The organism is Nocardia vinacea, assembly GCF_035920345.1.
Taxonomy (GTDB): Bacteria; Actinomycetota; Actinomycetes; order Mycobacteriales; family Mycobacteriaceae; genus Nocardia; species Nocardia vinacea_A.
In genome coordinates this window covers 7,122,748-7,148,207 of the sequence record NZ_CP109149.1, presented here as the reverse complement: position 1 = coordinate 7,148,207, position 25,460 = coordinate 7,122,748, and the positions used below count along the sequence as shown (strand labels likewise).

21 protein-coding genes and 2 tRNA genes are annotated in these 25,460 nt (G+C 65.1%); 17 read left to right on the top strand and 6 right to left on the bottom strand.

Features of this window, described 5'->3' with window-relative positions:
• Positions 1-239 precede the first annotated feature (239 nt).
• The 10 genes from dnaA to OIE68_RS32560 all read left to right on the top strand — a co-directional run bounded on the left by dnaA (position 240) and on the right by OIE68_RS32560 (position 13,052).
• Complete coding sequence (gene dnaA / locus OIE68_RS32605) at positions 240-2,219, top strand: chromosomal replication initiator protein DnaA (protein WP_327094810.1); 1,980 nt, start codon at positions 240-242, stop codon at positions 2,217-2,219.
• A gap of 841 nt (positions 2,220-3,060) precedes the next feature.
• Positions 3,061-4,236: a DNA polymerase III subunit beta gene (gene dnaN / locus OIE68_RS32600; protein ID WP_327094809.1), complete on the top strand. Its 1,176-nt coding sequence runs from the start codon at positions 3,061-3,063 to the stop codon at positions 4,234-4,236.
• 136 nt (positions 4,237-4,372) lie between these two features.
• A complete protein-coding gene (gene recF, locus OIE68_RS32595) occupies positions 4,373-5,560 on the top strand; it encodes a DNA replication/repair protein RecF (protein ID WP_327094808.1) in 1,188 nt (395 codons plus the stop codon).
• 266 nt (positions 5,561-5,826) lie between these two features.
• Complete coding sequence (locus OIE68_RS32590; RefSeq protein WP_327094807.1) at positions 5,827-6,387, top strand: DUF721 family protein; 561 nt, start codon at positions 5,827-5,829, stop codon at positions 6,385-6,387.
• Positions 6,388-6,850: 463 nt separating this feature from the next.
• Complete coding sequence (gyrB, locus tag OIE68_RS32585) at positions 6,851-8,890, top strand: DNA topoisomerase (ATP-hydrolyzing) subunit B (protein ID WP_327101899.1); 2,040 nt, start codon at positions 6,851-6,853, stop codon at positions 8,888-8,890.
• Between the two features lie 59 nt (positions 8,891-8,949).
• Positions 8,950-11,469 carry a DNA gyrase subunit A gene (gyrA, locus tag OIE68_RS32580; protein ID WP_327094806.1) on the top strand — a complete coding sequence of 840 codons (2,520 nt, stop codon included), beginning with the start codon at positions 8,950-8,952 and terminating at the stop codon, positions 11,467-11,469.
• Positions 11,470-11,670: 201 nt separating this feature from the next.
• Positions 11,671-12,609, top strand: coding sequence for a DUF3566 domain-containing protein (locus OIE68_RS32575; RefSeq protein WP_327101898.1), 939 nt, complete (start codon positions 11,671-11,673; stop codon positions 12,607-12,609).
• 135 nt (positions 12,610-12,744) lie between these two features.
• Positions 12,745-12,818 (top strand) — tRNA-Ile (locus OIE68_RS32570).
• Positions 12,819-12,847: 29 nt separating this feature from the next.
• Positions 12,848-12,955, top strand: a complete 108-nt coding sequence (locus OIE68_RS32565; protein ID WP_218007666.1) for a DLW-39 family protein — start codon at positions 12,848-12,850, stop codon at positions 12,953-12,955.
• Between the two features lie 24 nt (positions 12,956-12,979).
• Positions 12,980-13,052, top strand: a tRNA-Ala gene (locus OIE68_RS32560).
• A 719-nt stretch (positions 13,053-13,771) separates the two neighbouring features.
• On the opposite strand, the gene OIE68_RS32555 is transcribed toward OIE68_RS32560, so the two are convergent.
• The 3 genes from OIE68_RS32555 to OIE68_RS32545 form a co-directional block, all read right to left on the bottom strand.
• Positions 13,772-15,085 carry a cytochrome P450 gene (locus tag OIE68_RS32555; protein ID WP_327094805.1) on the bottom strand — a complete coding sequence of 438 codons (1,314 nt, stop codon included), beginning with the start codon at positions 15,083-15,085 and terminating at the stop codon, positions 13,772-13,774.
• A gap of 281 nt (positions 15,086-15,366) precedes the next feature.
• The gene (locus tag OIE68_RS32550; RefSeq protein WP_327094804.1) at positions 15,367-16,410 is read right to left on the bottom strand and encodes a hypothetical protein; all 1,044 of its coding nucleotides are present in this window, start codon (positions 16,408-16,410) and stop codon (positions 15,367-15,369) included.
• Between the two features lie 40 nt (positions 16,411-16,450).
• Positions 16,451-17,161, bottom strand: coding sequence for a YoaK family protein (locus OIE68_RS32545; protein WP_327094803.1), 711 nt, complete (start codon positions 17,159-17,161; stop codon positions 16,451-16,453).
• Positions 17,162-17,315: 154 nt separating this feature from the next.
• Here OIE68_RS32545 and OIE68_RS32540 point away from each other — a divergent pair, with 154 nt between their 5' ends.
• The 3 genes from OIE68_RS32540 to OIE68_RS32530 all read left to right on the top strand — a co-directional run bounded on the left by OIE68_RS32540 (position 17,316) and on the right by OIE68_RS32530 (position 20,825).
• Positions 17,316-18,257: an acyl-CoA dehydrogenase family protein gene (locus OIE68_RS32540; RefSeq protein ID WP_327094802.1), complete on the top strand. Its 942-nt coding sequence runs from the start codon at positions 17,316-17,318 to the stop codon at positions 18,255-18,257.
• A 712-nt stretch (positions 18,258-18,969) separates the two neighbouring features.
• Positions 18,970-19,977 carry an ATP-binding cassette domain-containing protein gene (locus tag OIE68_RS32535; protein ID WP_327094801.1) on the top strand — a complete coding sequence of 336 codons (1,008 nt, stop codon included), beginning with the start codon at positions 18,970-18,972 and terminating at the stop codon, positions 19,975-19,977.
• A gap of 29 nt (positions 19,978-20,006) precedes the next feature.
• On the top strand, positions 20,007-20,825 hold the full coding sequence (locus OIE68_RS32530) for an ABC transporter permease (RefSeq protein WP_040697862.1): 819 nt from the start codon (positions 20,007-20,009) through the stop codon (positions 20,823-20,825).
• 19 nt (positions 20,826-20,844) lie between these two features.
• Here OIE68_RS32530 and OIE68_RS32525 read toward each other — a convergent pair whose 3' ends face one another.
• The gene (locus tag OIE68_RS32525) at positions 20,845-21,057 is read right to left on the bottom strand and encodes a hypothetical protein (RefSeq protein ID WP_327094800.1); all 213 of its coding nucleotides are present in this window, start codon (positions 21,055-21,057) and stop codon (positions 20,845-20,847) included.
• A 105-nt stretch (positions 21,058-21,162) separates the two neighbouring features.
• On the opposite strand from OIE68_RS32525, the gene OIE68_RS32520 reads away from it, so the two are divergent.
• Together OIE68_RS32520 and OIE68_RS32515 are read left to right on the top strand one after the other, a co-directional pair.
• Positions 21,163-21,690, top strand: coding sequence for a peptidylprolyl isomerase (locus OIE68_RS32520; RefSeq protein WP_040697863.1), 528 nt, complete (start codon positions 21,163-21,165; stop codon positions 21,688-21,690).
• Between the two features lie 4 nt (positions 21,691-21,694).
• Positions 21,695-22,564: a rhomboid family intramembrane serine protease gene (locus OIE68_RS32515; RefSeq protein ID WP_327094799.1), complete on the top strand. Its 870-nt coding sequence runs from the start codon at positions 21,695-21,697 to the stop codon at positions 22,562-22,564.
• A 44-nt stretch (positions 22,565-22,608) separates the two neighbouring features.
• Here OIE68_RS32515 and OIE68_RS32510 read toward each other — a convergent pair whose 3' ends face one another.
• Both OIE68_RS32510 and crgA read right to left on the bottom strand, forming a co-directional pair.
• A complete protein-coding gene (locus OIE68_RS32510; protein WP_327101897.1) occupies positions 22,609-23,010 on the bottom strand; it encodes a PH domain-containing protein in 402 nt (133 codons plus the stop codon).
• Between the two features lie 159 nt (positions 23,011-23,169).
• Positions 23,170-23,433, bottom strand: a complete 264-nt coding sequence (crgA, locus tag OIE68_RS32505; RefSeq protein WP_040697865.1) for a cell division protein CrgA — start codon at positions 23,431-23,433, stop codon at positions 23,170-23,172.
• A gap of 205 nt (positions 23,434-23,638) precedes the next feature.
• Here crgA and OIE68_RS32500 point away from each other — a divergent pair, with 205 nt between their 5' ends.
• Together OIE68_RS32500 and OIE68_RS32495 are read left to right on the top strand one after the other, a co-directional pair.
• Entirely contained in the window at positions 23,639-24,283 is a 645-nt protein-coding gene (locus OIE68_RS32500; protein WP_327094798.1) for an aminodeoxychorismate/anthranilate synthase component II, read from the top strand.
• Positions 24,280-25,398: a dihydrofolate reductase family protein gene (locus OIE68_RS32495; RefSeq protein WP_327094797.1), complete on the top strand. Its 1,119-nt coding sequence runs from the start codon at positions 24,280-24,282 to the stop codon at positions 25,396-25,398. The genes OIE68_RS32500 and OIE68_RS32495 overlap by 4 nt, the downstream gene beginning before the upstream one ends.
• Positions 25,399-25,460 lie beyond the last annotated feature (62 nt).

The window sequence follows — 25,460 nt, the reverse complement described above, 5'->3', positions numbered from 1 at the left end:
AACCTCGTTTCACATTTCCCCAGGGTTCTCCACATCTGTGGATAATTGTGTGGAAAGACCCCTGGAGTGGCATATTCGTAGGGCCGACGGTGCCACGCCGCCGCCCGGATGGGGGACCCGGGCAGCGTCCGAACCGGTTACGCACGTACGCGGAATCACAACATCGACTCAGCCACGGCCGATACTCCGCAGGCTCCGACCGTCTGCTCCTATCGCCTACTTCCGGGGAGGAAACTGCATTGGACGACGAGCAGAACGTGTTGGCCACGGTGTGGCCGGAGGTGGTCGCCGAACTCACCACCGGCTCGGCCGATGGTGCCATCCCGCCGGTGTCCCGGGCACAGCAGGCCTGGCTCAAACTGGTCAAGCCGCTGACCGTGGCGCAGGGGTTCGCCTTGCTCTCGGTGCCATCGTCGTTGGCCCAGGAGGCCATCGAACGCGATCTGCGCGAACCCATTCTGCGCTCACTCGGCCGTCGTCTCGGTCCGCAGGTCGAGGGCCTCGGCGTCCGGATCGCGGCGCCGGCGACGCAGCCGACCGAACGCCCCGGCAATAATCCGCGTCACGCGCGCATGACGAGTCGGCCCGAGCGTGGCCGCGACAGCGGTCGCGGTCCGGCGGGCTATCCCGCCCCCGACTATCCCGGACGCAACGACTACGCCCCGCCGCGTTATGCACAGCCCAACGACTACCCGGCGGCGCCCGAATACTCGGCCGGACCGGAGTACTCGGCGGCACCCGGCTATGAGCCTGCACCCGAATACGCGGGCGCGCCCGAATACCTGCCGGTGCCCGGATACGAAGTGGCCGGGGAGTACCCGACCGACAAATACCCGAGCCGCGGCGACTATCCGGGCCAGACCAATGGCGAACGGCAGGAGCCGCCCGGGCACCGCCGCGAATCCGGACTCCCACCGCGACGCGATTCGGTGCCGCCCGGACAGGAGTCACTGTTCAATCCGGAGCCGACACCGGAACCGGCGCGGGCCCAGGGTCGCGCGCCGATGCGGGAGCCGGCATCCGCACGGGAATCCCGGCCGGGCACCGATCCGGCCATCGCAGCCGCGCACGAATCGGTCCGCGAGCCGATCTCGGACAACTCGCACGACGACGAACCCGTCGTCAATGTTCGCAATTCGTGGCCGACCTACTTCACCAAGTCGCAGGAGAATCCGGCGCCGTCGAATTCCTCGGCGAGCCTGAATGCCAAATACACCTTCGAGACCTTCGTCATCGGCGCGTCCAATCGCTTCGCGCACGCCGCGGCGGTCGCGATCGCGGAGGCGCCCGCGCGCGCCTACAACCCGCTGTTCGTCTGGGGCGCCTCGGGTCTCGGCAAGACCCATCTGCTGCACGCGGCCGGACACTATGCCCAGCGGCTGTTCCCCGGTATGCGGGTGAAGTACGTATCGACCGAGGAATTCACCAACGACTTCATCAACAGCCTGCGGGACGACCGCAAGGTGGCATTCAAGCGCCGCTACCGCGAGACCGACATTCTGCTGGTCGACGACATCCAGTTCATCGAGGGCAAGGAAGGCATCCAGGAGGAGTTCTTCCACACCTTCAACACCCTGCACAACGCCAATAAGCAGATCGTGGTGTCCTCCGATCGGCCGCCCAAGCAGCTCGCCACGCTGGAGGAGCGGCTGCGGACCCGGTTCGAATGGGGCCTGATCACCGATGTGCAGCCGCCGGAGTTGGAGACGCGCATCGCGATTCTGCGCAAGAAGGCGCGGATGGACCGGCTCGACGTGCCGCACGACGTGCTGGAACTGATCGCCAGTCGGGTCGAGCGCAATATCCGCGAGCTGGAGGGTGCGCTGATTCGGGTGACGGCCTTCGCCTCGCTGAACGGCCAACCGCTGGATCTGCCGTTGGCCGAGGTCGTACTGCGCGATCTCATGCCGGATACCGCGACGCTGGAGATCAACGCGGCGACGATCATGGCCGTGACCGCCGAATACTTCAACACCACGCTCGAGGAGCTGACCGGGCCGGGTAAGGCCCGGCCGCTGGCCCAGGCCCGGCAGATCGCCATGTATCTATGCCGGGAACTAACGGATCTATCGCTACCCAAGATCGGCCAGGCCTTCGGTCGCGACCACACCACGGTCATGTACGCGGAGAAAAAAGTGCGCAAGGAGATGACCGAGCGGCGTCGCGTGTACGACCAAGTACAAGAACTAACAGCCCGGATTAAACAGCGTTCGCGCTGACCGGTACTAACAACCTCGGCACCGCCCCTGACCTGGGGCGGTGCTTTTTTATGCCCTGTGGACTCCTCGAGGAATTCTTGTGGAGTCCTCGAGGAAACTCCGAGTTGTGCACCGGTTCGTCCACAGGCTGTGCGGATGATCGTGGATCCGTTGCTAACAGGGGTGGAATCAACAGAGTCCACAGCCTTATCCACACACAGGCCCTGACCAGCGACGGGCTCGGTCAGCGGCTTGGGGAATCCTCGAGGAGTCCATGTGGAGTCCTCGAGGATTCCTCGAGTTGTCCACGATTTGGTGCACACGTGTGAACAACCTGGTGAATCTGGTGGAACAACTCGAGGAGTGCTCGAGGATGAATGGGGGACAAACCCGCAACGTCCACAACCCCCATCCGTTCATCCTCGAGTCACCCAACGGTCATCCCCACCGCACCACGCCCCCGGACCTGCGGATACGGCCGCAGTCCACAGATTCCACAGTGCCTACTACTACTTCAGTTCTTCTTCTAGAAGATCTCTCTTCAAAACAGGGTGTGTGGAAAGTCGATCGGTGAGCATCGGCATCCGAGCCACTCGCCGAGACGGGCAAGGAGAAGAGGGGCCGACACATCCGCTCGATTCACCCGCACCTGTTCTCCTTGCTCGATATTTCGCTGCACGGATCGTGTTCGCTACACAGAACAACCGGAGGGTCGGGCTAGGTTCAGCTGGTCCGGACGAGTACGGTTCAATGTCGGTCGCCTATGCCAGACTGCAAGGCGGCAGGTACGGCACCCCCTTTCGAGAATCAACGCTGACTAAGCCGACAGAGATCACGGAACCGGGAGAGGACAGATCGGGCGATGGAGCTGGCGAGTATGAAATTTCGGGTCGCCCGAGAGGATTTCGCCGAGTCCGTTGCATGGGTGGCACGCAGCCTCCCGTCGCGGCCTCCGGTCCCGGTACTCGGCGGTGTACTACTCGTGGCGGGCGAGAACGGACTGACCGTCTCCGGCTTCGACTACGAGGTCTCCGCGCAGATGCGCGTCGCGGCCGAGGTCGCCGGACCCGGCGAGGTGCTCGTCTCCGGCCGACTGCTTGCCGATATCACCAAGGCGCTGTCCAATAAGCCCGTCGATGTCGCCATCGACGGCACCCGCGTACTGATCACCTGTGGCAGTGCGAAGTTCTCGCTGCCGACCATGCCGGTCGAGGACTATCCCCAGCTGCCCGAGGTGCCGCAGCAGACCGGTGAGCTGAGCGTCGATGTCTTCGCCGAGGCGGTCGGCCAGGTCGCGGTCGCCGCCGGACGTGACGACACGCTCCCGATGCTCACCGGTATCCGGGTCGAGATCGAGGGACCGCAGGTCGTGCTCGCGGCCACCGACCGATTCCGGTTGGCGGTCCGGCACATCGAATGGCAGCCCGCCCGCACCGATATCGAGACCTCGGTGCTGATTCCGGCCCGGACACTGTCGGAGGCCGCGAAGACGCTGGGTCCCTCCGATGCTCCCGTACAGCTTTCGCTCGGCACCGGCAGTGGCGCGGACGGTCTGCTCGGCATCGTGAATGCCGGCCGCCGGACCACCACCCGACTGCTCGATGCGGAATTCCCCAAGTTCCGGCAATTGCTCCCCAAGGAGCACACTTCGATCGCCACCCTCCCGGTCGCCACACTGACCGACGCCATCAAGCGCGTCGCGCTGGTCGCCGAGCGCGGTGCACAGGTGCGGCTGGAATTCACCGACGAGGGCCTGCTGCTCTCGGCGGGCGGCGATGACGCGGGCCGCGCCGAGGAGTGGCTGGAGGCCGAATTCCGCGGTGAGCCACTGACAATCGCGTTCAATCCGGGCTACCTCATCGACGGACTCTCCGCCCTGCATACCGATCGGGTCACCTTCGGCTTCACCACGCCGAGTCGTCCTGCGGTGCTGCTGCCCGCGAGTGACGAGGAACCCAAGGTGACGGAATCGGGTGCGTTCGCCGCACTGGAGAGCCCGTACGTCTACCTGTTGATGCCGGTTCGGTTGCCGGGCTGAGCATCGGCGGAGATGCGATTTATCCACAGTTCGTCCACAGACAGTGGATGGACCACAAGATGTTGTGGTCTGGGCCCGATTCGGCGCAACCAGCGGCGGAAAACGGCGATAACGACGGCCGGAGCGGAGTAGACGGGTGTTCATCCGGACGCTGTCACTGCGCGACTTTCGCTCCTGGGAGCACGCCGAGCTCGAATTATCCCCAGGCCGAACGGTTTTCCTCGGGGCCAATGGCAACGGCAAAACGAACCTGCTGGAGGCGGTCGGCTACCTCGCCGCCTTGGGCTCACATCGGGTTGCCGCCGACGCACCGCTGATCCGTATCGGCACCGATCGCGCCAGGATCGGCGCGACTGTCGTGAACGCGGGCCGCGAACTTCGCATCGATCTCGAATTGAACCAGGGTGCCGCGAATCGCGCGCAGATCAACCGATCACCGGTGCGCAGGCCGCGAGAAATCCTCGGCATTCTGCAGACGGTCCTCTTCGCACCGGAGGACCTCGCCCTGGTCCGCGGCGATCCGGGTGAACGGCGGCGGTTCCTCGACGAGTTGTGCACAGCCAGGTTGCCGCGGCTGGCCGCCGTGCGCGCCGACTACGACCGGGTGCTGCGACAGCGCTCGGCCCTGTTGAAATCCGCTGGGCGCCAAGCCCGCTCGAAGGCGGAACTCAGCACCCTGGATGTATGGGACGGGCATTTGGCGACCCACGCCTCGGTGCTGCTCGCACAGCGACTGCGCCTGGTGCACGATCTGTATCCCTATCTCGCACAGGCGTACTCGTCGATCGCGCCCGAATCACGCCCCGCCGCAATCGGCTACCGCAGCGCGAGCCTGCCGCCGGAGTTCCTGGATCCGGCGCGCGCACCGCAGCCCGATGACGTCGAGGCGCTGGAGGCGAATATGCTGCGCGAGCTGGCGGCGGCGCGGCCGAAGGAATTGGAACGTGGGGTCTGCCTGGTCGGCCCGCACCGCGACGATCTGGATCTGATGCTCGGCACTGCCCCCGCGAAAGGCTTTGCCAGCCACGGTGAGTCGTGGTCGTTCGCACTGGCGCTGCGGCTCGCGGCCTTCGAACTGCTGCGTGCCACCGGCGCCGAACCGGTACTGCTGCTCGATGACGTATTCTCCGAACTCGATCGCCGCCGACGCACGGCACTCGCCGAGGTTGCGGCCGGCGCCGAACAGGTGCTGATCACCGCCGCGGTCCCCGAGGATGTGCCCGTGGAACTTTCCGCGGTTCCGCTCCGGGTCGAAACGAACGGCGGTGCGGACGGCCGCATCTCCCGAATCGCCGACCAGGAATCCGATGCTGCCACCGGTTGATCGGGCACCGTCGGATCCCTATCGCGTCGGTAAGATCAGCGCCGATCGCAATGCGACGCGTCGGCAACCAGCGCGCGAACGGCGGCGGGGAGAGAGGCGGACCTTGTGTGAGCGAGCGGAGCGAGTGAACCACCAACAGAGCGCGCAATCGCGCACGACGGAGCCGAGCGCCGGCGAGGCGCAGGCGTGAGTGAGCGCCAGCGAGTGAACCATCAACACAGTGCGCAATCGCGCACGACGGAGCCGAGCGCCGGCGAGGCGCAGGCGTGAGCGATCCGACAGCGTCGAATGCTTCCGCATCCGAGCCGGAACCGGAGTTGCGCGGTATCGATCTGGCGCGGCGTGCGCTGGAGGAGGCGCGAGCTGCCGCCAAGGCGAGTGGTAAATCAGTCGGGCAGGGCCGGGCATCGCCGCGCCGGCTGCGCACCGGAGCCCGCCGTCGCACCGGCTGGTCCGGCGCGCGGCCCGATGACCGTGACCCGCAACTGCTTTCGAGCCTGACCGGCGCCATCGCGAAGAATCGGGGCTGGTCGACCAAGGTCGCCGAGGGCATGGTCTTCGGCCGCTGGGCCGGTGTGGTCGGCGAGGACATCGCCTCCCATGCGACCCCGATGACATTGAAGGACGGCGTGCTGAGCATCGCCGCCGAATCCACGGCGTGGGCCACCCAGCTGCGCATGCTGCAGGGCCAGATCCTGGCGAAGATCAATGCGGCGGTGGGACAGGGCGTGGTCACATCGTTGAAGATCACCGGTCCGGCGGCGCCGAGCTGGCGCAAGGGTGAGCGGCACATCAAAGGCCGAGGTCCACGGGACACCTACGGATAAGCGACGGTCCAGCGCATAGATCAGTTTCACGTGGAACGCCGCGCGGCCGTCATGAGCGAGTCCGCCACGTAGGCTGAACTACGCACTGGTCACCCGCTCGCGACTGCGCGCTGTGTCGATGGTTCACTCGCTGAAGCTCGCTCACCAGGCCGCGATTACGGCTCCGCCACACAGGCAACTCTCAGGCCGAATCTGATGGACCCAAAGGGGTTGAAGGCGGAACCGACCCGTGCTCGACCGATTTCTCGCATCCACGGAGCTGTCAGGGGTGTCGTAGGTGCACTGTGGCTTGGGTCTACCAGTAGGATAGTGGGGTAACTAGCGGCGAACCTTCGGCGCGTTCCGTACAGCCCGCGCGTGGACCCGTATTTCACGACCAGAATCAGACCGGGGCCCCACGCGTGCTGTCCGACCGCTGCGCAAAGGATCAGCAAGTAAGGAGAGCTACCGACCAGTGGCTGCCATGGACTCCAACGCATCGGGCTCGACCAACGCGACATCGGGCAAGCAGGACTACGGTGCCTCCTCCATCACGGTTCTGGAAGGCCTGGAGGCGGTTCGCAAGCGCCCAGGCATGTACATCGGCTCCACTGGCGAGCGCGGCCTGCACCACCTGATCTGGGAGGTCGTCGACAACTCTGTCGACGAGGCGATGGCGGGCCACGCCACGAAGGTCGAGGTCACGCTGCTCGCCGACGGTGGTGTCGAGGTCGTCGACGACGGCCGTGGCATCCCGACCGGCATGCACGCTCAGGGCATCCCCACCGTCGAGGTGGTCATGACCCAGCTGCACGCGGGTGGCAAGTTCGACTCCGACTCCTATGCGGTGTCCGGTGGTCTGCACGGTGTCGGCATTTCCGTGGTCAACGCGCTGTCGCACCGGCTCGAAGCCGAGATCGACCACGACGGTTACCACTGGAGCCAGACCTACAAGGACGCCAAGCCCGGCAAGCTCGTGCAGGGTGAGCCGACCAAGCGGACCGGCACGACCATCCGCTTCTGGGCGGATCCGGAAATCTTCGAGACCACAACCTACAACTTCGAGACGGTGGCCCGTCGGCTGCAGGAGATGGCGTTCCTGAACAAGGGCCTCACCATCGTCCTCACCGATGAGCGGGTGAGCGATACCGACGTCACCGACGAAGTGGTCAGCGAGACCGCAGAGGCGCCGAAGCACGCCGACGAGCAAGCGCCTGCGCCCGCGCCCAAGGTGAAGACCCGCACCTACCACTACCCCGGTGGGCTCGAGGACTTCGTCAAGCACATCAACCGGACCAAGCAGCCCATCCACAACTCGGTGGTGAGCTTCACCGGCAAGGGCACCGGCCACGAGCTCGAGGTCGCCATGCAGTGGAACTCGGGCTACTCCGAGTCGGTGCACACCTTCGCGAATACCATCAACACCCATGAGGGCGGCACCCACGAGGAGGGCTTCCGCGCGGCGCTCACCACTGTGGTCAACAAGTACGCCAAAGACAAGAAACTGCTCAAGGACAAGGACGGCAACCTCACCGGTGACGACATCCGCGAGGGCTTGGCCGCGATCGTCAGCGTGAAGGTCGGCGAGCCGCAGTTCGAGGGCCAGACCAAGACCAAGCTCGGCAACACCGAGGTGAAGTCGTTCGTGCAACGCACTTGCAACGAGCACCTCTCGCACTGGTTCGAGGCCAACCCTGCCGACGCGAAGACCATCGTGAACAAGGCGGTCTCCTCGGCACAGGCCCGGGTCGCGGCCCGCAAGGCGCGTGAGCTGGTGCGGCGCAAGAGCGCGACCGATCTCGGTGGCCTGCCCGGCAAGCTGGCCGACTGCCGGTCCAAGGATCCGAGCAAGTCCGAGATCTACATCGTGGAGGGCGACTCCGCCGGTGGTTCGGCGAAGTCCGGCCGCGACTCGATGTACCAGGCGATCCTGCCGCTGCGCGGAAAGATCATCAACGTCGAGAAGGCGCGCATCGACCGCGTGCTCAAGAACAACGAAGTGCAGTCGATCATCACCGCCTTCGGTACCGGCATCCACGACGAGTTCGACATCAGCAAGCTGCGCTACCACAAGATCGTGCTGATGGCCGACGCCGACGTGGACGGCCAGCACATCTCGACCCTGCTGCTGACGCTGCTGTTCCGGTTCATGCGGCCGCTGGTCGAGCACGGGCACGTCTATCTGGCGCAGCCGCCGCTGTACAAGCTCAAGTGGCAGCGCTCCGATCCTGAGTTCGCCTATTCCGACAAGGAGCGCGACGGTCTGCTGGAGGCCGGTCTCGCGGCGGGCAAGAAGATCAACAAGGACGACGGCGTACAGCGCTACAAGGGTCTCGGCGAGATGAACGCCAAGGAGCTGTGGGAAACCACGATGGACCCATCGGTGCGGGTATTGCGCCTGGTCACCCTGGATGACGCCGCGGCGGCCGACGAACTGTTCTCCATCCTGATGGGCGAGGACGTCGAGGCACGCCGCAGCTTCATCACCCGAAATGCCAAGGACGTTCGCTTCCTCGACGTGTAGCCGACGTGAATTGCGCTGCGCGAAGGCCGATTCCACGTCCGCTATAAGGAGATCTCCAGATGACTGAAACAACGCTGCCACCGAACGGCGGAGCGGGCGACCGGATCGAACCGGTCGATATCCAGAACGAGATGCAGAACAGCTACATCGATTACGCGATGAGCGTGATCGTCGGCCGCGCGCTGCCCGAGGTGCGCGACGGCCTCAAGCCGGTGCACCGCCGGGTGCTGTACGCGATGTACGACAACGGCTATCGGCCCGACCGCGGTTATGTGAAGTCCGCCCGTCCGGTCGCCGAGACCATGGGTAACTATCACCCGCACGGCGACTCGTCGATCTACGACACCCTCGTGCGCATGGCGCAGCCGTGGTCGCTGCGCTATCCGCTGGTCGACGGCCAGGGCAACTTCGGTTCGCGGGGCAACGACGGCGCGGCCGCGATGCGCTACACCGAGTGCAGGCTGACCCCGCTCGCGATGGAGATGCTGCGCGAAATCGACCATGAGACGGTCGATTTCATCGCCAACTACGACGGTCGCTCGCAGGAGCCGACCGTGCTGCCGAGCCGGGTGCCCGCCCTGCTGATGAACGGCAGCAACGGCATCGCGGTCGGTATGGCCACCAATGTGCCGCCGCACAATCTCAACGAGCTGGCCGAGGCCATCTACTGGGCGCTGGAGAACTACGAGGCCGACGAGGAATCCACCCTCGCCGCCTGCATGGAGCGGGTGAAGGGGCCGGACTTCCCGACCTACGGTCTGATCGTCGGCGGCCAGGGCATCCACGACGCTTACACCACCGGTCGCGGTTCGATCCGGATGCGCGGTGTCGTCGAGATCGAAGAGGACAATCGCGGTCGCACCACGATCGTCATCACCGAACTGCCCTACCAGGTCAACACCGACAACTTCATCAACTCGATCGCCGAGCAGGTGAAGGACGGCAAGATCGCGGGTATCTCGGATATCCACGACGAGTCCTCCGACCGGGCCGGCATGCGCATCGTGGTGACCGTCAAGCGGGACGCGGTCGCCAAGGTGGTGCTGAACAACCTCTACAAGCACACCCAGCTGCAGACCAGCTTCGGCGCCAACATGCTCTCGATCGTCGACGGCGTGCCGCGCACGCTGCGCCTGGATCAGATGATCCGGCTCTACGTCGAACACCAGTTGGAAGTCATCGTCCGGCGCACCCGCTACCTGCTGCGCAAGGCCGAGGAGCGGGCCCACATCCTGCGCGGCCTGGTCAAGGCACTGGACGCGTTGGACGAGGTCATCGCGCTGATCCGGCGCTCGGCCAATACCGACACCGCGCGTACCGGCCTGATGCAGCTGCTCGATATCGACGAAATCCAGGCCACCGCCATCCTCGACATGCAGCTGCGGCGCCTCTCGGCCCTGGAGCGGCAGAAGATCGTCGACGAGTTGGCCAAGATCGAGGCCGAAATCGCCGACCTCAAGGACATTCTCGACAAGCCGGAGCGCCAGCGCGCGATCGTGCGCGACGAGCTGGCCGAGATCGTCGAGAAGTACGGCGACGAGCGGCGCACCAAGATCGTCGCCAATGACGGCGATATGGCCGATGAGGATCTCATCGCCCGCGAGGACGTGGTTGTCACCGTCACCGAGACCGGTTACGCCAAGCGCACCAAGACCGACCTGTACCGCAGCCAGAAGCGCGGCGGCAAGGGCGTGCAGGGCGCGGGCCTCAAGCAGGACGACATCGTCAAGCACTTCTTCATCAGCTCCACGCACGACTGGCTGCTGTTCTTCACCAATAAGGGCCGGGTGTACCGGGCCAAGGCCTACGAACTGCCCGAGGCCAGCCGGACCGCGCGCGGTCAGCATGTCGCGAATCTGCTGGCCTTCCAGCCGGATGAGAAGATCGCCCAGATCATCCAGATCAAGGGCTATGAAGATGCGCCCTATCTGGTGCTCGCCACCAGGAACGGCCTGGTCAAGAAGTCGAAGCTGTCCGACTTCGACTCCAACCGCAGCGGCGGCATCGTCGCGGTGAACCTGCGCGACGACGACGAATTGGTCGGCGCCGTCCTGTGCTCGGCCGACGACGATCTGCTGCTGGTTTCGGCGCGCGGCCAGTCGATCCGCTTCTCCGCCACCGACGAGGCACTGCGTCCGATGGGCCGCGCCACGTCCGGTGTGCAGGGCATGCGGTTCAATGCCGACGATGAACTGTTGTCGCTCAATGTGGTTCGCGCCGACACCTATCTGCTCGTCGCGACCTCGGGCGGTTATGCCAAGCGGACCGCGATCGAGGAGTACACCCCGCAGGGTCGCGGCGGTAAAGGCGTATTGACTATCCAATACGACACCAAGCGTGGCACCCTGGTCGGTGCGCTCATCGTCGACGACGAGGATGAGTTGTATGCGATCACGTCCGGCGGTGGTGTTATCCGGACGGCGGCGAAGCAGGTTCGTAAAGCTGGACGACAGACCAAGGGCGTGCGATTGATGAACCTCGCCGATGGCGATACGTTGCTTGCTATCGCGCGCAATGCCGACGAACCCGATCCGGATTCGCTCGTCGGCGTAGACGGCGACACCGGTTCCTCTGAGTAGTAACCCCACAGCGGCGGCAACGAACGGATCTAAGGATTCCCATTGACCACGAATCAGCCGAACGACGAGCGGCACCAGACGAACGGTGTAACCGAACGGATCGCACCGTCACCGATTCCGCCGCGGCCGATCCCACGGCCGGTCGCATCGGCCGAGAACGGCCAGCCGAGTGGCCCGCAGGGAGGGGCCCAACCGCACGAAATGCACAGCAAGCAAGGCGAAGTCGCATTCAAAGCGCCGGAGCCGAGCTCAGGTGCGGACGGGCGTGAGGCATTCGATCAGCGGGCGGCTCGGCCGGGTAATTCCGGCGAGCCGACCGCGCCGGAAGCAGGCGACCGCTCGGCATCGAACGGCGGCGGCCAGTCGCCCTTCCAGGAGGGTTGGTCGCAGCTGCCGCAGCGGGAGCCGCAGTCGAACCTGTATCGCCCCGGACAGTCGCCGGTGACCGGTCGCCCGAATTCCACCGGCGGTGGGCTCGGTGGCGGTGGGCTCAGCGGTGGTGGTGGTGGCGGTGGCCTCGGTGGCGGCGGCGGTCTCGGTGGCGGCAATGCCCGCACCACCGCGGATCTCGCGGCCAAGGCGGCGCGCAAGGAAGCGGCGATGGTGAAGTCCGTCGGCATCGATGGACCGACCCGCAGCATCGCCCGCCCGGAATTGATCAAGGACATGCCGGACCTGTCCGACATCCGGCACCCGCTGCCCGTCGAAACCCCGGGCCCGCAGTCCGTACCGGTGTCGCCCGCGGTGCCGGTCGCTGTCGCGGCGGCCGTCGCCTCCGGTGAGCCATTGCGGGCTACGGTGCAGATCCGCCGGATCGACCCGTGGTCGACCCTGAAGATCTCGCTGGTGATCAGCGTGGCCATGTTCTTCGTGTGGATGCTCGCGGTCGGTCTGCTCTACATCGTGCTCGAGGGCATGGGTGTGTGGGAGCGGCTCAACAGCACCTTCACCGATATGGTCTCCTCCGACAGCGGCTCGGTCGGGTTGGTCGATGCCGGTTCGGTATTCGGCTACGCGGGTGTCATCGGGCTGATCAATGTGGTGCTTTTCACCGCATTGGCGACCGTCGGCGTCTTCATCTACAACCAGTGCTGTGACCTCGTCGGCGGCATCCAGGTGACCCTGGCCGACCCCGACTAGAAACGGTGTCCATGCGGCCGGTCGCTGTCCTCGCACAGGGCGGTGACCGGCCGTTTTGGTCATCGGCGTGCGGGTAAGGTAATCTCGTGCCTCGGTTCGGTTAGCAGCTCCGGCGGGTAATCCGAACGAGAATAGGGGCCTATAGCTCAGGCGGTTAGAGCGCTTCGCTGATAACGAAGAGGTCGGAGGTTCAAGTCCTCCTAGGCCCACTCCCGAACATCACAGTAGGGTGGGAATCATGAAAATTCTTCTCACGGTCGGTGTCGTGGTCGCGGTTCTCATCGGAATTACCAAGCTGCGCAAGCGTGACGATGCGGACCTGTGGCACGAAGTCACCACCCGCTGAACTGTCTTCGGACAGTAGGGATTCGGGGCCTTAGCTCAATTGGCAGAGCACTGCCTTTGCAAGGCAGGGGTTAGGGGTTCGATTCCCCTAGGCTCCACTCGATGCCAGGCTCATGCTCACGGAGAGCGTGAGCCTTGTCTCGTTTCGCGTGTTTTTTGGGGGCGAAGCCCCCAAACCCCACCCGGAGGGGCGTCGCCCCCCCGGACCCCCATACCTGGCGCGCTTGCTCGGATGCCGCGCAGAGGCTCTCGGATCCCCACTTCTGGTTCGCCGGTCCAAATGGGCGTGCACAGCCCCCCCGGGTCCTCTCACTTGCGTCGCTCACCCAGTACCGCCCCCAGCCGCTGCACCTCGCTCGCCTTCCAGATGCCGTAACCGGTGGACATCCGGGTGTGTCACTGACGACCGTAGGCGAGATCGTTACGGGTGACTGGAGCCGCTTTCGAGCAGTTCGCGCAGGAAACAGAGGGGACAAATGGGATCAAAAGGAGCTGTCACCTCGGTTCGGGTGGTCGGTGTGGATTCCGGCGCAAGCCCGTCCGGGGACGCTGCGGCTGGCGCCGACGGCAGACCGATCGTCAGCGAAATCGCCCCGGCGGCAAATGCACTCAGCATGGCACGGTTCAAGAGATCCCTCACTTCGATGAAATTGGGTCTCCACAATGTTCTCACTGCCCGCAGTGCTCGAGGCGGCATTGTTTATCGACGGTCAAATCTGGCTCGCCTGCCCGGATACTGCGCCAGCCCCAGCCCGTCGGTTGTGGTTGCGTGGGGCGGCCACTTCAGGGGTGCCGCTAGGGGGCCGACGGGGGCTGGCTAGACCGTTGAAAACTGCGGCTCGTCGAGGTTGTCGGGTTCGGTCCAGGGAGCGGTTGGGTCCGCCGTGTCGGGAATCTTTGCGGCGCGGGTAGCGATCTCGGCGGTGGTGGAGAGGTGGACGGGGAGGGTGGTCAGGCCTCGGATGAGGAGGCTCTTGCGCCACGTCAGATCGGTGGCCGGTACGTCGAGTGACATTGCCGGGATGCGGGCCAGTAGGCGGGTGAGGGCGATGGTTGCTTCCATGCGGGCCAGGGCGGCGCCGATGCAGTAGTGGATACCGTGGCCGAATGCGATGTTCCGGGTGTCGCTGCGGTTGGGGTCGAATCGGCTCGGATCGGCGAATCGCTGTGGGTCGCGGTTGGCTGCTGCGATGGAGATGATGATGAATTCGTCCGCGTCGATGTCTTGGTTTCCCAAGGTGATCGGGGCGGTGGTGTAGCGAGCCGTGCCGAAATGGACCGGGCCCTGGTAGCGGAGCGTTTCCTCGATGAAGTCGGGGATCTTGCTCGGGTCGGCGCGCAGGCGGTCGGCCGCTCGGGGGTCGATCAGCAACTCGAGCAGTGCGTTGCCGATCAGGTTGACCGAGGTCTCGTGGCCGGCGGTCAGCAGCAGGAACAGCATGGAGATGAGTTCTTGCTGGTCGAGTCGGTCATCGTTGTCTTTCGCGACGATGAGTTCCGATAGCAGATCGTCGAGGGGGTGTTCGCTGCGCTCGGCGATCAGGTCCGTCAGGTAGGTGAAGAAGCTCAGGCCGGCGCTGGTGCGCTTCTCGATGTCGGCCGAGTCGTCGACGAGAATGGCCGTCCAGGCTCGGAATTCGTCCTTGTCCGCGTCCGGCACACCGAGCAATTCGCAGATCACCGAGATCGGTACCGGGAAGGCATAGCTGTCGATCAGGTCGGCGGATTCGCGGGTGGTCAGGTCATCCAGCAGAGTGTCGGCGATCTGCTCGATTCGCGGTCCGAGATCCCGGATGGCGCGGCTCGCGAACGCCTTCGCGACGAGGCTGCGCAGGCGGGTGTGCTGCGGCGGGTCGGCGAAAAGCATGTTGTCGTTGATGGCGCCGTTGTACTGGCCGTCGGCGCCGTGTTTGGCCATGACGGCCTGGCCCCGCGGCGATCCGATCTTCTTGCTGATGGTCGGCTCGACGAAGGCTTGTTTCGCCACATCGTGATCGACGATCATCCAGCCGAGCACCCCGTCCAAGCGGACGCGATGGATTGGGCCGCGCTTACGCAAAGCCTCGTAGACCTCGTGCGGATGTTGATAGAACTCATCGGTCAGCTCGAGGATCTCATCCGCGGGTTTCACTTATTCATACATCCTTTCCGGGTTCGAACGGTTTCGGCCTTCCGTCCCTTGGACATAACGAAATCTCTTACTCATCAACAGCTTTGAGTGACGCGAAATGCGATGGTCGCTGCGTCCATAAGGCCGGGCGTCGCGCCGAGTGGGCGGACGGCCAATGCGTGAAGCTCTGCGCGTAATCGACTAGGCCTGCATCGTGCAAGGTCGTGCGGTTCGAGCGATGTGCCATCTTTGCACAGGTTCGCCGTGGGAGTTCGGATATGCGGACCGAGTCCCGGCCTGATTCACAGGGCGACCGAGGCCTGCTTCAACTGGGTGAGCATCGTGTCATCGGGCCAGAAACGGGCCTCGAAACGAATGGGGGACATGCCGGGAATCGGTGTGAGGCCGGTTATTTCGAGTGCCGCGGTGAGCGGGACGGTGCAGACGGGAACGGCGTTGTTGTCGGCGAACATGATGTAGTCCGCGGCGGGCAGCAGGTAGTCGACCCCTTGGCCCCAGACGGTGTAGGTGTAGGGGTGGGTGTCGGTGCCTGCCGGCTTTATGTCGCCGACGATGGCCATCTTCAGGTCGTAGCGGGTGAATTCGAGGTCGCGTTCGAGCGCCTGAGTGAGCCAGTGGGCCTGGACGGCATACTCCCACATGGCAAGCCGGTATCCGGCGCGGACGGCAGCCTGGTGTTGTTCGTGTCGGCCCGCACGATCGAAGGGGACGACGGTGTCGTCCTCGTCGAGGGTGTAGCCCTGGGGCGAGAGGCGTTGGCGTGCATCCACATACTGTTGCTCGACCTGGCGGTAGACGCGGGCGAGCAGGTGTGGGATATCGGGGACCACGATCAGGGTGTCGATATCGGGCATGAAGACGACAGGGCGGCGACCGGCGTAGCGCTGGCTGAAGCTCGCCAACCAACCCGGGGCGAGCGGCCAGGAGGTGAGGTATGCGCTGCCGTCGCGATCGGTGCTGGTGAGGATGGCATTGCCGCGCGGATTATGGGGCTGCGCAATGGCTTCCAGATTGTCGCGGGCCGCCGCGAAGACCTCGTCGGCCGAAACCGGCCAGAGCGCCATGGTCGAGTAGGTGATGACTGTGCGCGTGTTCGGCAGGTCGATCGCGACCAATTCGTCGACAAACGGGAAGGCCGGACGGCTGACGAACCGGATGTCGATCTCGGTGGCCTCGGGCCAGCGGTGCAGCAGGTTGTCGAGTGCGGCCTGCTTGTAGGTCGTCGGACGTAGAATCGGCCGCAATAGCGGTCGGACTTCGGCCCAGGTGCTCTGTTGTGCAAGTGCCGCAAGGTGATCCGGCGTCGGATCCTCGAAACTCCCCACCGGACAACCGTATCCGCCGCCTCGACGGCGCGCACGTGGGTCAGCTCGTCGTTGGCGGGCCGTGGCGGTCCAGGTGCAGGTAGGTGTAGCAGGTAGTGATCAGACACACTACGGTGGCGGTGATCAGCATGGCCCAGCCCGCGACGACCAGGCTCAGCAATCCGCCGAGCAGCGCTCCCGCGCAGAATGCGGTATAGAGCAGGAAGTAGTTGAGCCAGTCGGCGTAATCGCCACCGCTGATATGGCGTTCGATGCCCTGGCCCATTTTGACGAGGGTGCCGGTGACGTAGCTGAGGGGAATCGAGACCTCGCCGTCCTTGACGAATGAGGTGTTGAGCGCGCCGACGCCGAAGGCGACGAACAGGATCGGGATGAGGTCGATATTGGTGGCGCTCGTCGCCCAGTAGATGATGCCGTCCAGCAGGGATGCGACTGCGAGGCTGAGCGTGGTGAGCAGGGTCGGGCCGTGCGGATGACCGGACCAGTAGCGCCTGCGGCACCAGGAAGACACCACAACGCCCGCGAGGAACGAGATCATCAGCAGGGCCGCGGCGACGGCGATATCGGGTTCGTCGTGGAAGTACCCGAGAACGGCGCGCTCGGTATTGCCGGTCATGAATGTGACGAAGTAGCCCTCGGTATGCATAAAGGCTGCGGCTCCGATGAGACCGGCCAGTGCGGCGAGCACCCACGACAGTCGCGCCTCGGCGTCGTACAGCGCCCTTCGGCGCGCGAGATCTGGTTTCGTCACTGGTCAGGCTCCTCACGAGGGGGATGACGAGTCAGTGATACCTGGTGATCCTGAGATTCTGCTGTCGCATCGCCGCGCTCCGGATAAGGATTGCGGTGTAGTCGCCGGCTTCCTGGGTGCGAGCCGGGCGACGATTCTCGGTTAGCGTGCACGAGTGGACTCTGTGTTCGACTATCTGCTGACCGAGGCGCTCGATCCGACACCGCTCGAGTCGATCACCGATGCGTGGACGCGGCATCGGGCGGCCGCCGAGCGGTTCGATACCACGATCGATATAGCGATCGCCGGTGGATTCGGTGCGGACCGACTGGGTTTCGCATTCCTGTCCGGATATCAGCAGGCGCTGCGTGCGTTGCTGCCCGAACTCGCGGCCGATGAGCTGATCGCGGTTTCCGCGACCGAGGCGGGTGGCGCGCATCCGTCCGCGATCGCGACCGAGGTGACCGAGACCGACGGCGGTTGGCGGGTGAACGGTACCAAGACCTTCACCACATTGGGGATCCTCGCGCGGCGGATGTTGGTGATCGCCAGCGCGGGCACGGCGGCCGACGGCCGCAACCGGCTGCGCGCGGTACTGGTCGATGCGGCACAGCCCGGCGTCAATGTGACGAATCTGCCCGCGGTACCTTTCGCACCCGAAATCCCACACGCCTCGGTGACATTCACCGATGCCGCGGCCGAGCCGTTGGCCGGCGACGGGTACACGGATTACCTCAAACCGTTCCGCACCATCGAGGACGTCCATGTGCTCGCGGCTACCCTCGGCTGGCTGGTGCGAGTCGGGCGCGAGTCCGGTTGGCCGCAGGCGACGCTGCAGCGGCTACTCGCCGCGGTGGCCTTCGTGCGTGGTCTCGATATGGATCGGCCGACCTCGCCAGGCGGGCATATCGCACTGGGTGGCGCGTACGCATATTTCGAACAGGTACTTACGGAACTGGAGCCGCTGTGGGCACAGGCCGATCCGGTCGTTCGCGAACGGTGGGAGCGGGATCGTCGGTTGCTGGCGACCGCCGGAAAGGTACGGGCGCAACGGTTGACGGCGGCCTGGCTATCGGTGGGCATGGCGGAGAATCCGGCGGTGCCGACAGATAGCTGAGCGGGGCTGACCTGCCCCGAAAATGGGGAGCGGGCCTCGGCGAAGGGGGGGAGTTAGCCGAGGCCCGCGTAAGGTCGGCCCGGGGGGGAGGGGCCGACGTCAATGATCCTACGCGATGTTCCGGGATTGTGTGTGCGTGGGGATCACCACTTTCCAAGATTTTTCGGGACGGCTCACCTGCGACGGGCGCGGACGCCGCCCAGGTAGCCGGACCGGTCGGTTGTCGGCCTGCTCGCCCATTCGGTGACTGTTGTCAAAAATGTTGTCGCGCAGGGATTTACAGCCGGGGCGTTTGCTCACTGAGCGGTCGCGGTGAATGTGAAAACCATGCCGACCGGTTGCTGTGCGTCCGGAATCACTCCTGGGTTCCTCGACCGGACGGCAGATTCGGTCGGATTTGTCGCGTGTCGTTCGGGCACGGGCATGTCGGGCCCGCGGAACCCGAGTACCGGCCGGGCCCGAATCGGGTAGTGCGCTACGCGCGATCGGACGGGGACCAGGCGGCAGGATCGAAACCGGTCGCATCCCGATCCGGCACCCCCGAGCACCGCCCGGAACGGGATGCGACCGTTTGTGTTCGGTGGCAACTCCACCCATCGATCGCTGGTAAAGCCCAGGTCGACGAAAAAACACCGGAAATTGTCGGTGCACAGGGCAATACTGACTCGGGTAATGGTCACCTCGCCCGGAGCGAGCGAACCTCAGGAGAATCATGCCCGACGCAATCGTCGCCGAGGGTCTGGTCAAGCGATACGGCCAGTTGGTCGCCCTCGATGGACTCGACCTGGCGGTGCCCGAGGGTACCGTCACCGCATTGCTCGGACCCAACGGTGCGGGTAAGACCACCACGGTCCGGGTGTTCACCACCCTGCTCATTCCGGATGCCGGCCGCGCGACCGTCGCGGGTATCGATGTGCTCCGCAATCCACAGGCCCTGCGCTCGCGTATCGGCGCGTCCGGGCAATATGCCGCCGTCGACGAATACCTCACCGGATTCGAAAATCTGGAGATGGTCGGCCGGCTCTATCACATGGGCGTGCAGCGCAGTAAGGAGCGCGCGCGGGAATTGCTGGAGCGCTTCCGACTGAGCGATGCCGCCGATCGACCGGTCAAGGGCTATTCGGGCGGCATGCGCCGACGGCTCGACCTGGCCGGCGCGCTGGTGGCCAATCCACCGGTGCTCTTCCTCGACGAGCCGACCACCGGACTCGATCCGCGTGCGCGCCTCGACCTCTGGGATGTCATCGAGGAACTGGTCGCCGGTGGCACCACCCTCTTGCTCACCACGCAGTACATGGAGGAGGCCGACCGACTGGCCGATGCCATCGCGGTGATCGACCACGGCAAGGTGATCGCCCGCGGCACCGCGGATGAACTCAAGACCCTGGTCGGCGGCGACCGCATCGAACTCACCGTCGACCACGCCGACAATCTCGCGACCGCCCAGGAGGCGCTGAAGGGCTTGGCGGACGGGGAGATCCACCTCGAACCCGGACTGCGCCGGATCACCGTTCCGGTCAGTGACGGATCGCAGGCGCTCGTCGATGCCATCGGCAGGCTGAGCACCCACAATGTGCAGATCCACGATGTCGGTCTACGTCGTCCGTCGCTGGACGATGTCTTCCTCACGCTCACCGGTCACGAGGCCGAGGAGTTGATCAACGGCAATGGCGACAAGCCTGCGGATCGGCTGGAAGCAACGGAAGGACGCAAGCGATGACCGCGGCGACCGTGGACACCCGAACCCGCATGCCGCTCGGCGAACGACTCACCATCGTCTGCACCGACAGCGTGACCATCGCTAAGCGCAATGTCATCAAGATCAAGCGCGTACCCGACGTGCTGATCTTCTCGACGCTGTCGCCGATCATGTTCGTACTGCTGTTCGCCTATATCTTCGGCTCGGCGATCGAGGTGCCCGGCATGTCGGGCGGGTACCGGGAGTTCCTGATCGCGGGCATCTTCGCGCAGTCGGTGGTGTTCGGTGCGACGTTCACCGGATTGGGCCTGGCCGAGGACATGCAGAAGGGCATTATCGACCGGTTCCGCTCGCTGCCGATGGCGCCGTCGGCCGTGCTGGTCGGGCGCACCATCAGCGATGTGGTGATCAATGTGGTCAGCCTGGTGGTGATGTCGCTGACCGGTTATGTCGTCGGCTGGCGGATTCGCGGATCACTGCTCGACGCGGTGCTGGCCTATGTGCTGTTGCTGCTGTTCGCGTACGCGATCTCCTGGATCATGGCCGTGGTCGGCCTGCTGGTCCGCGCGCCCGAGGTGTTCAACAACGCCAGCTTCATGGTGATCTTCCCGCTGACATTCCTGGCCAATACCTTTGTGCCGCTCGAGAATCTGCCGACGGCGCTGCGGGTATTCGCCGAATGGAATCCGGTCTCGGCGGTCACCCAGGCGACCCGCGATCTGTTCGGTAATACCAGTCCGATGGCGCCGAAATCGGACGCCTGGTCCATGCAGCATCCGGTGGCGACCACGCTCGCGTGGGTGGTGATCATCCTGCTGGTGTTCATCCCGCTCGCGCTGCGGCAGTACAAGCGCACCGTCAGCCGCTGACCGGGATCGGAGCGGGGAGTCAGCGACCGTTGTCCGCGCCGGCGCCCGCCAAGGGAGTCGGCGCGGAACCGTTGCGGGAGTAGCCGATTCGCGGCGGCGCCAGCGCCGGTTCCGGCGGTTGTGGACGCTTGCTGCGGACCAACCAGGCCACGCCACCGGCCAGCGCGACGACGACCGCGGCAATCAGACGGTTACGAGAACGTGCGGAGGTGAGTAGGCGCCCCAAGGTCATTCGACAACTGTGGCACATACCTGCGCATCGCGCAGTAGTCCCAGATCACAGCCGCACCCGGCCCGGTGCGGCGAAGATTGCGAGGATCGTGGCACGATGGGCGGCGTGACCTCACCGAACCAGACCGCCGTGGCCACGTTGCACACCAACCACGGCGATATCAAGATCTCGCTCTTCGGTAACCACGCCCCGAAGACGGTGCGGAACTTCATCGGCCTGGCCGACGGATCGGCACCGTACAAGACGGAGAACGCCAGCGGCGGCACCTCCGGCCCGTTCTACGACGGCGTGAGCTTCCACCGGGTGATCGACGGGTTCATGATTCAAGGTGGTGACCCGACCGGCACCGGACGCGGTGGACCCGGCTACGAATTCGGCGACGAATTCCACCCGGAGCTGCGCTTCGATCGCGGCTACCTGCTGGCGATGGCGAATGCGGGACCGGGCACCAATGGTTCGCAGTTCTTCATCACCGTCGGTTCGCAGCCGCATCTGAACCGCAAGCACACCATCTTCGGGGAGGTCGTCGACCCCGATTCGCGCAAGGTCGTCGATGCCATCGCGACCGCGCCGACCGATCGCAACGACCGTCCCAAGGAAGCCGTCACCATCTCCAAGATCACTATCGAATAATCCGATGAACGCTCAACCGCCCGCACCGACGTGCGTCCGCCACCCCAATCGTCCTACGGGCCTGGCCTGCACTCGGTGCGGGCGGCCTGCCTGTCCGGAATGTCTGCGACCCGCGGCGGTCGGACAGCACTGTGTCGACTGTGTCCGTCAGGGGCAGAGTGAGGTCCGGCCGGTGCGAACCGTCGCCGGTGCGCAGACCGCGCGTACTCCGATTCCGTATGTCACCTATGCGCTCATCGCGCTGAACACGATCGTCTTCGCGGTCACCGCGGGCCAATCGAAGAGTCTGGTGGAGAACACCGGGCATTCCGCGCTGTACATCGACTGGGTGCTCTATCCGTCCGCGGTCGCGCACGGTCAGTACGTGCGGCTGATCGGCTCCGGCTTCCTGCACTACGGTCCGATCCACCTGCTGCTCAATATGTTCGCGCTGTATGTGGTCGGCCGCAGTATCGAGCCGGTGCTCGGGCGGGTGCGCTATCTGATGGTCTACCTGGTGTCACTGCTCGGCGGTTCGGCCGCCGTGATGGTTTTCGCCAGGGACAGCCTCACCGCGGGCGCATCGTGTGCGGTGTACGGACTGTTCGGCGCGATCACCGTGATCCTGATCCGGGTGCGACAGAATCCGAATCAGATGTTGATCCTCATCGGCATCAATGTCTTCATCAGCTTCTCGCTGCCCGGTATCTCATTGGCCGGACACCTCGGCGGACTCGCCGCGGGCACCCTTGCCGCACTCGGCATTCTGTTCCTGCCCGAGTGGTTGCGCGCGAAATCCCAGGAGAACGCACGGCTGATCGGCTGGGCCGCGGTTGCCGCCGTCGCCGTGGCGGCACTCGCCGTCATCGTCGCCGCGGCGATATCGCTGCGGTAGATGCTTCACGTGAAACGTTGCCGCCGCGCGCCTTCGGCGCGCGGCTACTGCGCCAGTCCGTGTACGACAAGGGTTTCGAAGACCTCGTCCGGACTGGTGCCGAGGTCCCAGCGGCCGAAGATCAGCAGGCGTTCGTCGCCGTGGTGCTCGACATCGATTTCGAGCATGGGATTCTTGCGGCCGAGACGGCGATAGCCGACGACGCGGGCCCGCATTATCTGATCGCGGGTGTATTCGGTCGGTCCGGTGAGCGTGCGGACCACCAGTCGCGGCTGTGGATCGGCGGTGATGCTCAGTCGCGGGCGCTGTCGGAATCCGAGTCCGGCCAAGGCCAGCAGGCCGATCGCCGCCAATCCGATCAGCAGCCGACTCGGTCCATCCTTGGCGAGGATGGCGGCACCGGCCAGCACCACACCGCCGATGGTGACCGCAACGAGAGCGGCCATCGGCGTGGTCCAGGTGGTGCGTGGTTCGGGAAGCGGATCAGGCGAATCGGATTCGGGATCCACGTGTCACTTTCCCCAATCGTTCCTCGAGTTGTCCACACGGTTATCCACAGGTGTGCATTAATGACACGTCTGTAATCCTGGCGTTATTGCGCCAGGTCACCGCCACCGCATGGTCATGATCAGGCCGACGACCATCAGACCGAAGCCGATCAGGAAGTTCCACGCTCCGAGATCCGCCATCCAAGTGATGCGGTCGTTGGCCAGGTAGTAGACGAGCAGCCAGACCAGCCCGGCCAGCATGAAGCCGAGCATGATCACGACGTACCAGACCGGGGATGGCCCCGCCTTCACCTTGACCGGCGTGCGGCTGGCGGGATTGATCGTGTAGTCGGTCTTCTTGCGGACCTTCGACTTGGGCATTTCGTCCTCGTGTTCGGCGTTCAGGTCGGGTACCGGCGGGCGGGATTCGGTTGAATTATGGCCGAGCTCGCGCACCACAGAACCCGATCCGGCGGGGGCCGAGACGGTCCGGGTGAGGGCTCAGGTCCCCTCCGGTCTGCCTCTAGGCTATCCCAACTGGTAATGCGGGCGACGGTCCGCCGGGTCGCCACGTAATCTCGTCAGCATGCGTGTACTGGTCGTCGACAACTACGACAGCTTCGTGTTCAACCTGGTGCAGTACCTCGGCCAGTTGGGTGCCGAGGCCGTGGTCTGGCGCAATGACGACCCGAAGTTGGCCGATCTGGACGCGGTCGTCACCGAATACGACGGCATTCTGATCAGCCCCGGACCTGGCACTCCGGATCGAGCGGGCGCGAGCATCGATCTGGTGCACGCCTGCACCCGGCACAGCATTCCGCTGCTCGGGGTTTGCCTGGGCCATCAGGCCATCGGAGAGGCGTTCGGCGGCACCGTGACTCGCGCGCCGGAGTTGCTGCACGGCAAGACCAGCTCGGTCTTCCATCTCGGCACGGGCGTGCTGGCCGGTCTGCCCGACCCGTTCACCGCGACCCGATACCACTCACTCACCGTCCTCGAGGACACCTTGCCCGCGGATATCGAGGTGATCGGGCGCACCGAGTCCGGGATCGTGATGGCCATGCGGCATCGGACACTGCCGATTCACGGCGTGCAGTTCCATCCCGAATCGGTGCTGACCCAGGGCGGGCACCGGATGTTGGCGAACTGGCTGGAGGTATGCGGCGAGCGTCCGTCCGAGGGGCTGGTGGAGATGCTGGAGGCGGAGGTCGCGGCACTGGTGACCCAGTGACGCGTCGGCCCTATGTCCTACTTTCCGTCGCGGTCAGTGTCGACGGATATATCGACGATGCGAGTCCGGAGCGGCTGAAGCTATCCAATGCCGCGGATTTCGATCGGGTGGATCAGGTGCGTGCGGAGTCCGACGCGATCCTGATCGGTGCGCAGACGCTGCGACGCGACAATCCGCGGTTGCTGGTCAACAGTGCGGACCGGCGGGCCGCGCGTATCGCGGCCGGAAAACCGGAGTACCCGTTGAGGATCGCCGTGAGCGCACGCGGTGATCTGGATCCCGAGCTGCGGTTCTGGCACCACGGCGGTGACAAACTCGTCTACACCACACACGCCGGTGCGGCGAAGCTCGGCGATCGGTTGGCGGGTCTGGCGGAGGTGGTCCCGCTCGGTGTCGATATCGACCTCGGAGCATTGCTCGACGATCTCGGCCGCCGCGGCATCGCCCGGCTCATGGTCGAGGGCGGTACCCGCGTCCACACGCAGTTTCTCGCGGCGGACCTGGCCGACGAATTGCAGATGGCGGTCGCGCCGATCGTCGTCGGACATGCCGCGGCGCCGCGCTTTCTCGGCCCCGCGAGCTACCCGGCCCGCCGAATGCACCTGGCCGATGTCACTCGGATCGGCGATATCGCATTGCTGCGCTACCTGCCTCGCAAGTCCGAGGAACAGACCGATATCCAATTCATGCGCCGGGCAATCGAATTGGCGCGGCTGTGCCCGCCCAGCCCGACCGCATTCTCCGTCGGCGCGGTCGTTGTGGCCGACGGCGTCGAGATCTCGACCGGCTACTCGCGCGAGACCGACGAGAAGGTCCATGCCGAGGAGTCCGCGCTCGACAAGCTCGACGCGGACGATCCTCGGCTGGCGCGAGCGACGATCTACAGCACCCTCGAACCGTGTTCCCAGCGCGCCACCGCGACCCGGCTGCCGTGCACCGACCGGATTCTGCGGGCCGGGATTTCGCGCGTCGTCATCGCCTGGCGGGAACCGACGACCTTCGTGACCAACTGTGTCGGGGTCGAGCAACTCCGGCAGCACGGCGTCGAGGTGGTCGAATTGACGGAGCTGGCCGAGGCGGCGATGTCGATGAATTGCCACCTGGATCTTTCCTGATCGGCGTCAGGGCGTGGCCGTAGACGGCGGTGACGAATTCGCTGAGCTGATCGTCGTCGAGG

Coding starts and splice junctions, on each gene's coding strand:
- gyrA (WP_327094806.1), top strand. CDS start 8,950: ATGACTGAAACAACGCTGCCACCGAACGGCGGAGCGGGCGACCGGATC.
- gyrB (WP_327101899.1), top strand. CDS start 6,851: ATGGACTCCAACGCATCGGGCTCGACCAACGCGACATCGGGCAAGCAG.
- crgA (WP_040697865.1), bottom strand. CDS start 23,433: ATGCCCAAGTCGAAGGTCCGCAAGAAGACCGACTACACGATCAATCCC.
- OIE68_RS32535 (WP_327094801.1), top strand. CDS start 18,970: ATGCCCGACGCAATCGTCGCCGAGGGTCTGGTCAAGCGATACGGCCAG.
- OIE68_RS32515 (WP_327094799.1), top strand. CDS start 21,695: ATGAACGCTCAACCGCCCGCACCGACGTGCGTCCGCCACCCCAATCGT.
- OIE68_RS32565 (WP_218007666.1), top strand. CDS start 12,848: ATGAAAATTCTTCTCACGGTCGGTGTCGTGGTCGCGGTTCTCATCGGA.
- OIE68_RS32525 (WP_327094800.1), bottom strand. CDS start 21,057: ATGACCTTGGGGCGCCTACTCACCTCCGCACGTTCTCGTAACCGTCTG.
- OIE68_RS32575 (WP_327101898.1), top strand. CDS start 11,671: ATGCACAGCAAGCAAGGCGAAGTCGCATTCAAAGCGCCGGAGCCGAGC.
- OIE68_RS32530 (WP_040697862.1), top strand. CDS start 20,007: ATGCCGCTCGGCGAACGACTCACCATCGTCTGCACCGACAGCGTGACC.
- OIE68_RS32510 (WP_327101897.1), bottom strand. CDS start 23,010: ATGGCCGCTCTCGTTGCGGTCACCATCGGCGGTGTGGTGCTGGCCGGT.
- OIE68_RS32500 (WP_327094798.1), top strand. CDS start 23,639: ATGCGTGTACTGGTCGTCGACAACTACGACAGCTTCGTGTTCAACCTG.
- dnaN (WP_327094809.1), top strand. CDS start 3,061: ATGGAGCTGGCGAGTATGAAATTTCGGGTCGCCCGAGAGGATTTCGCC.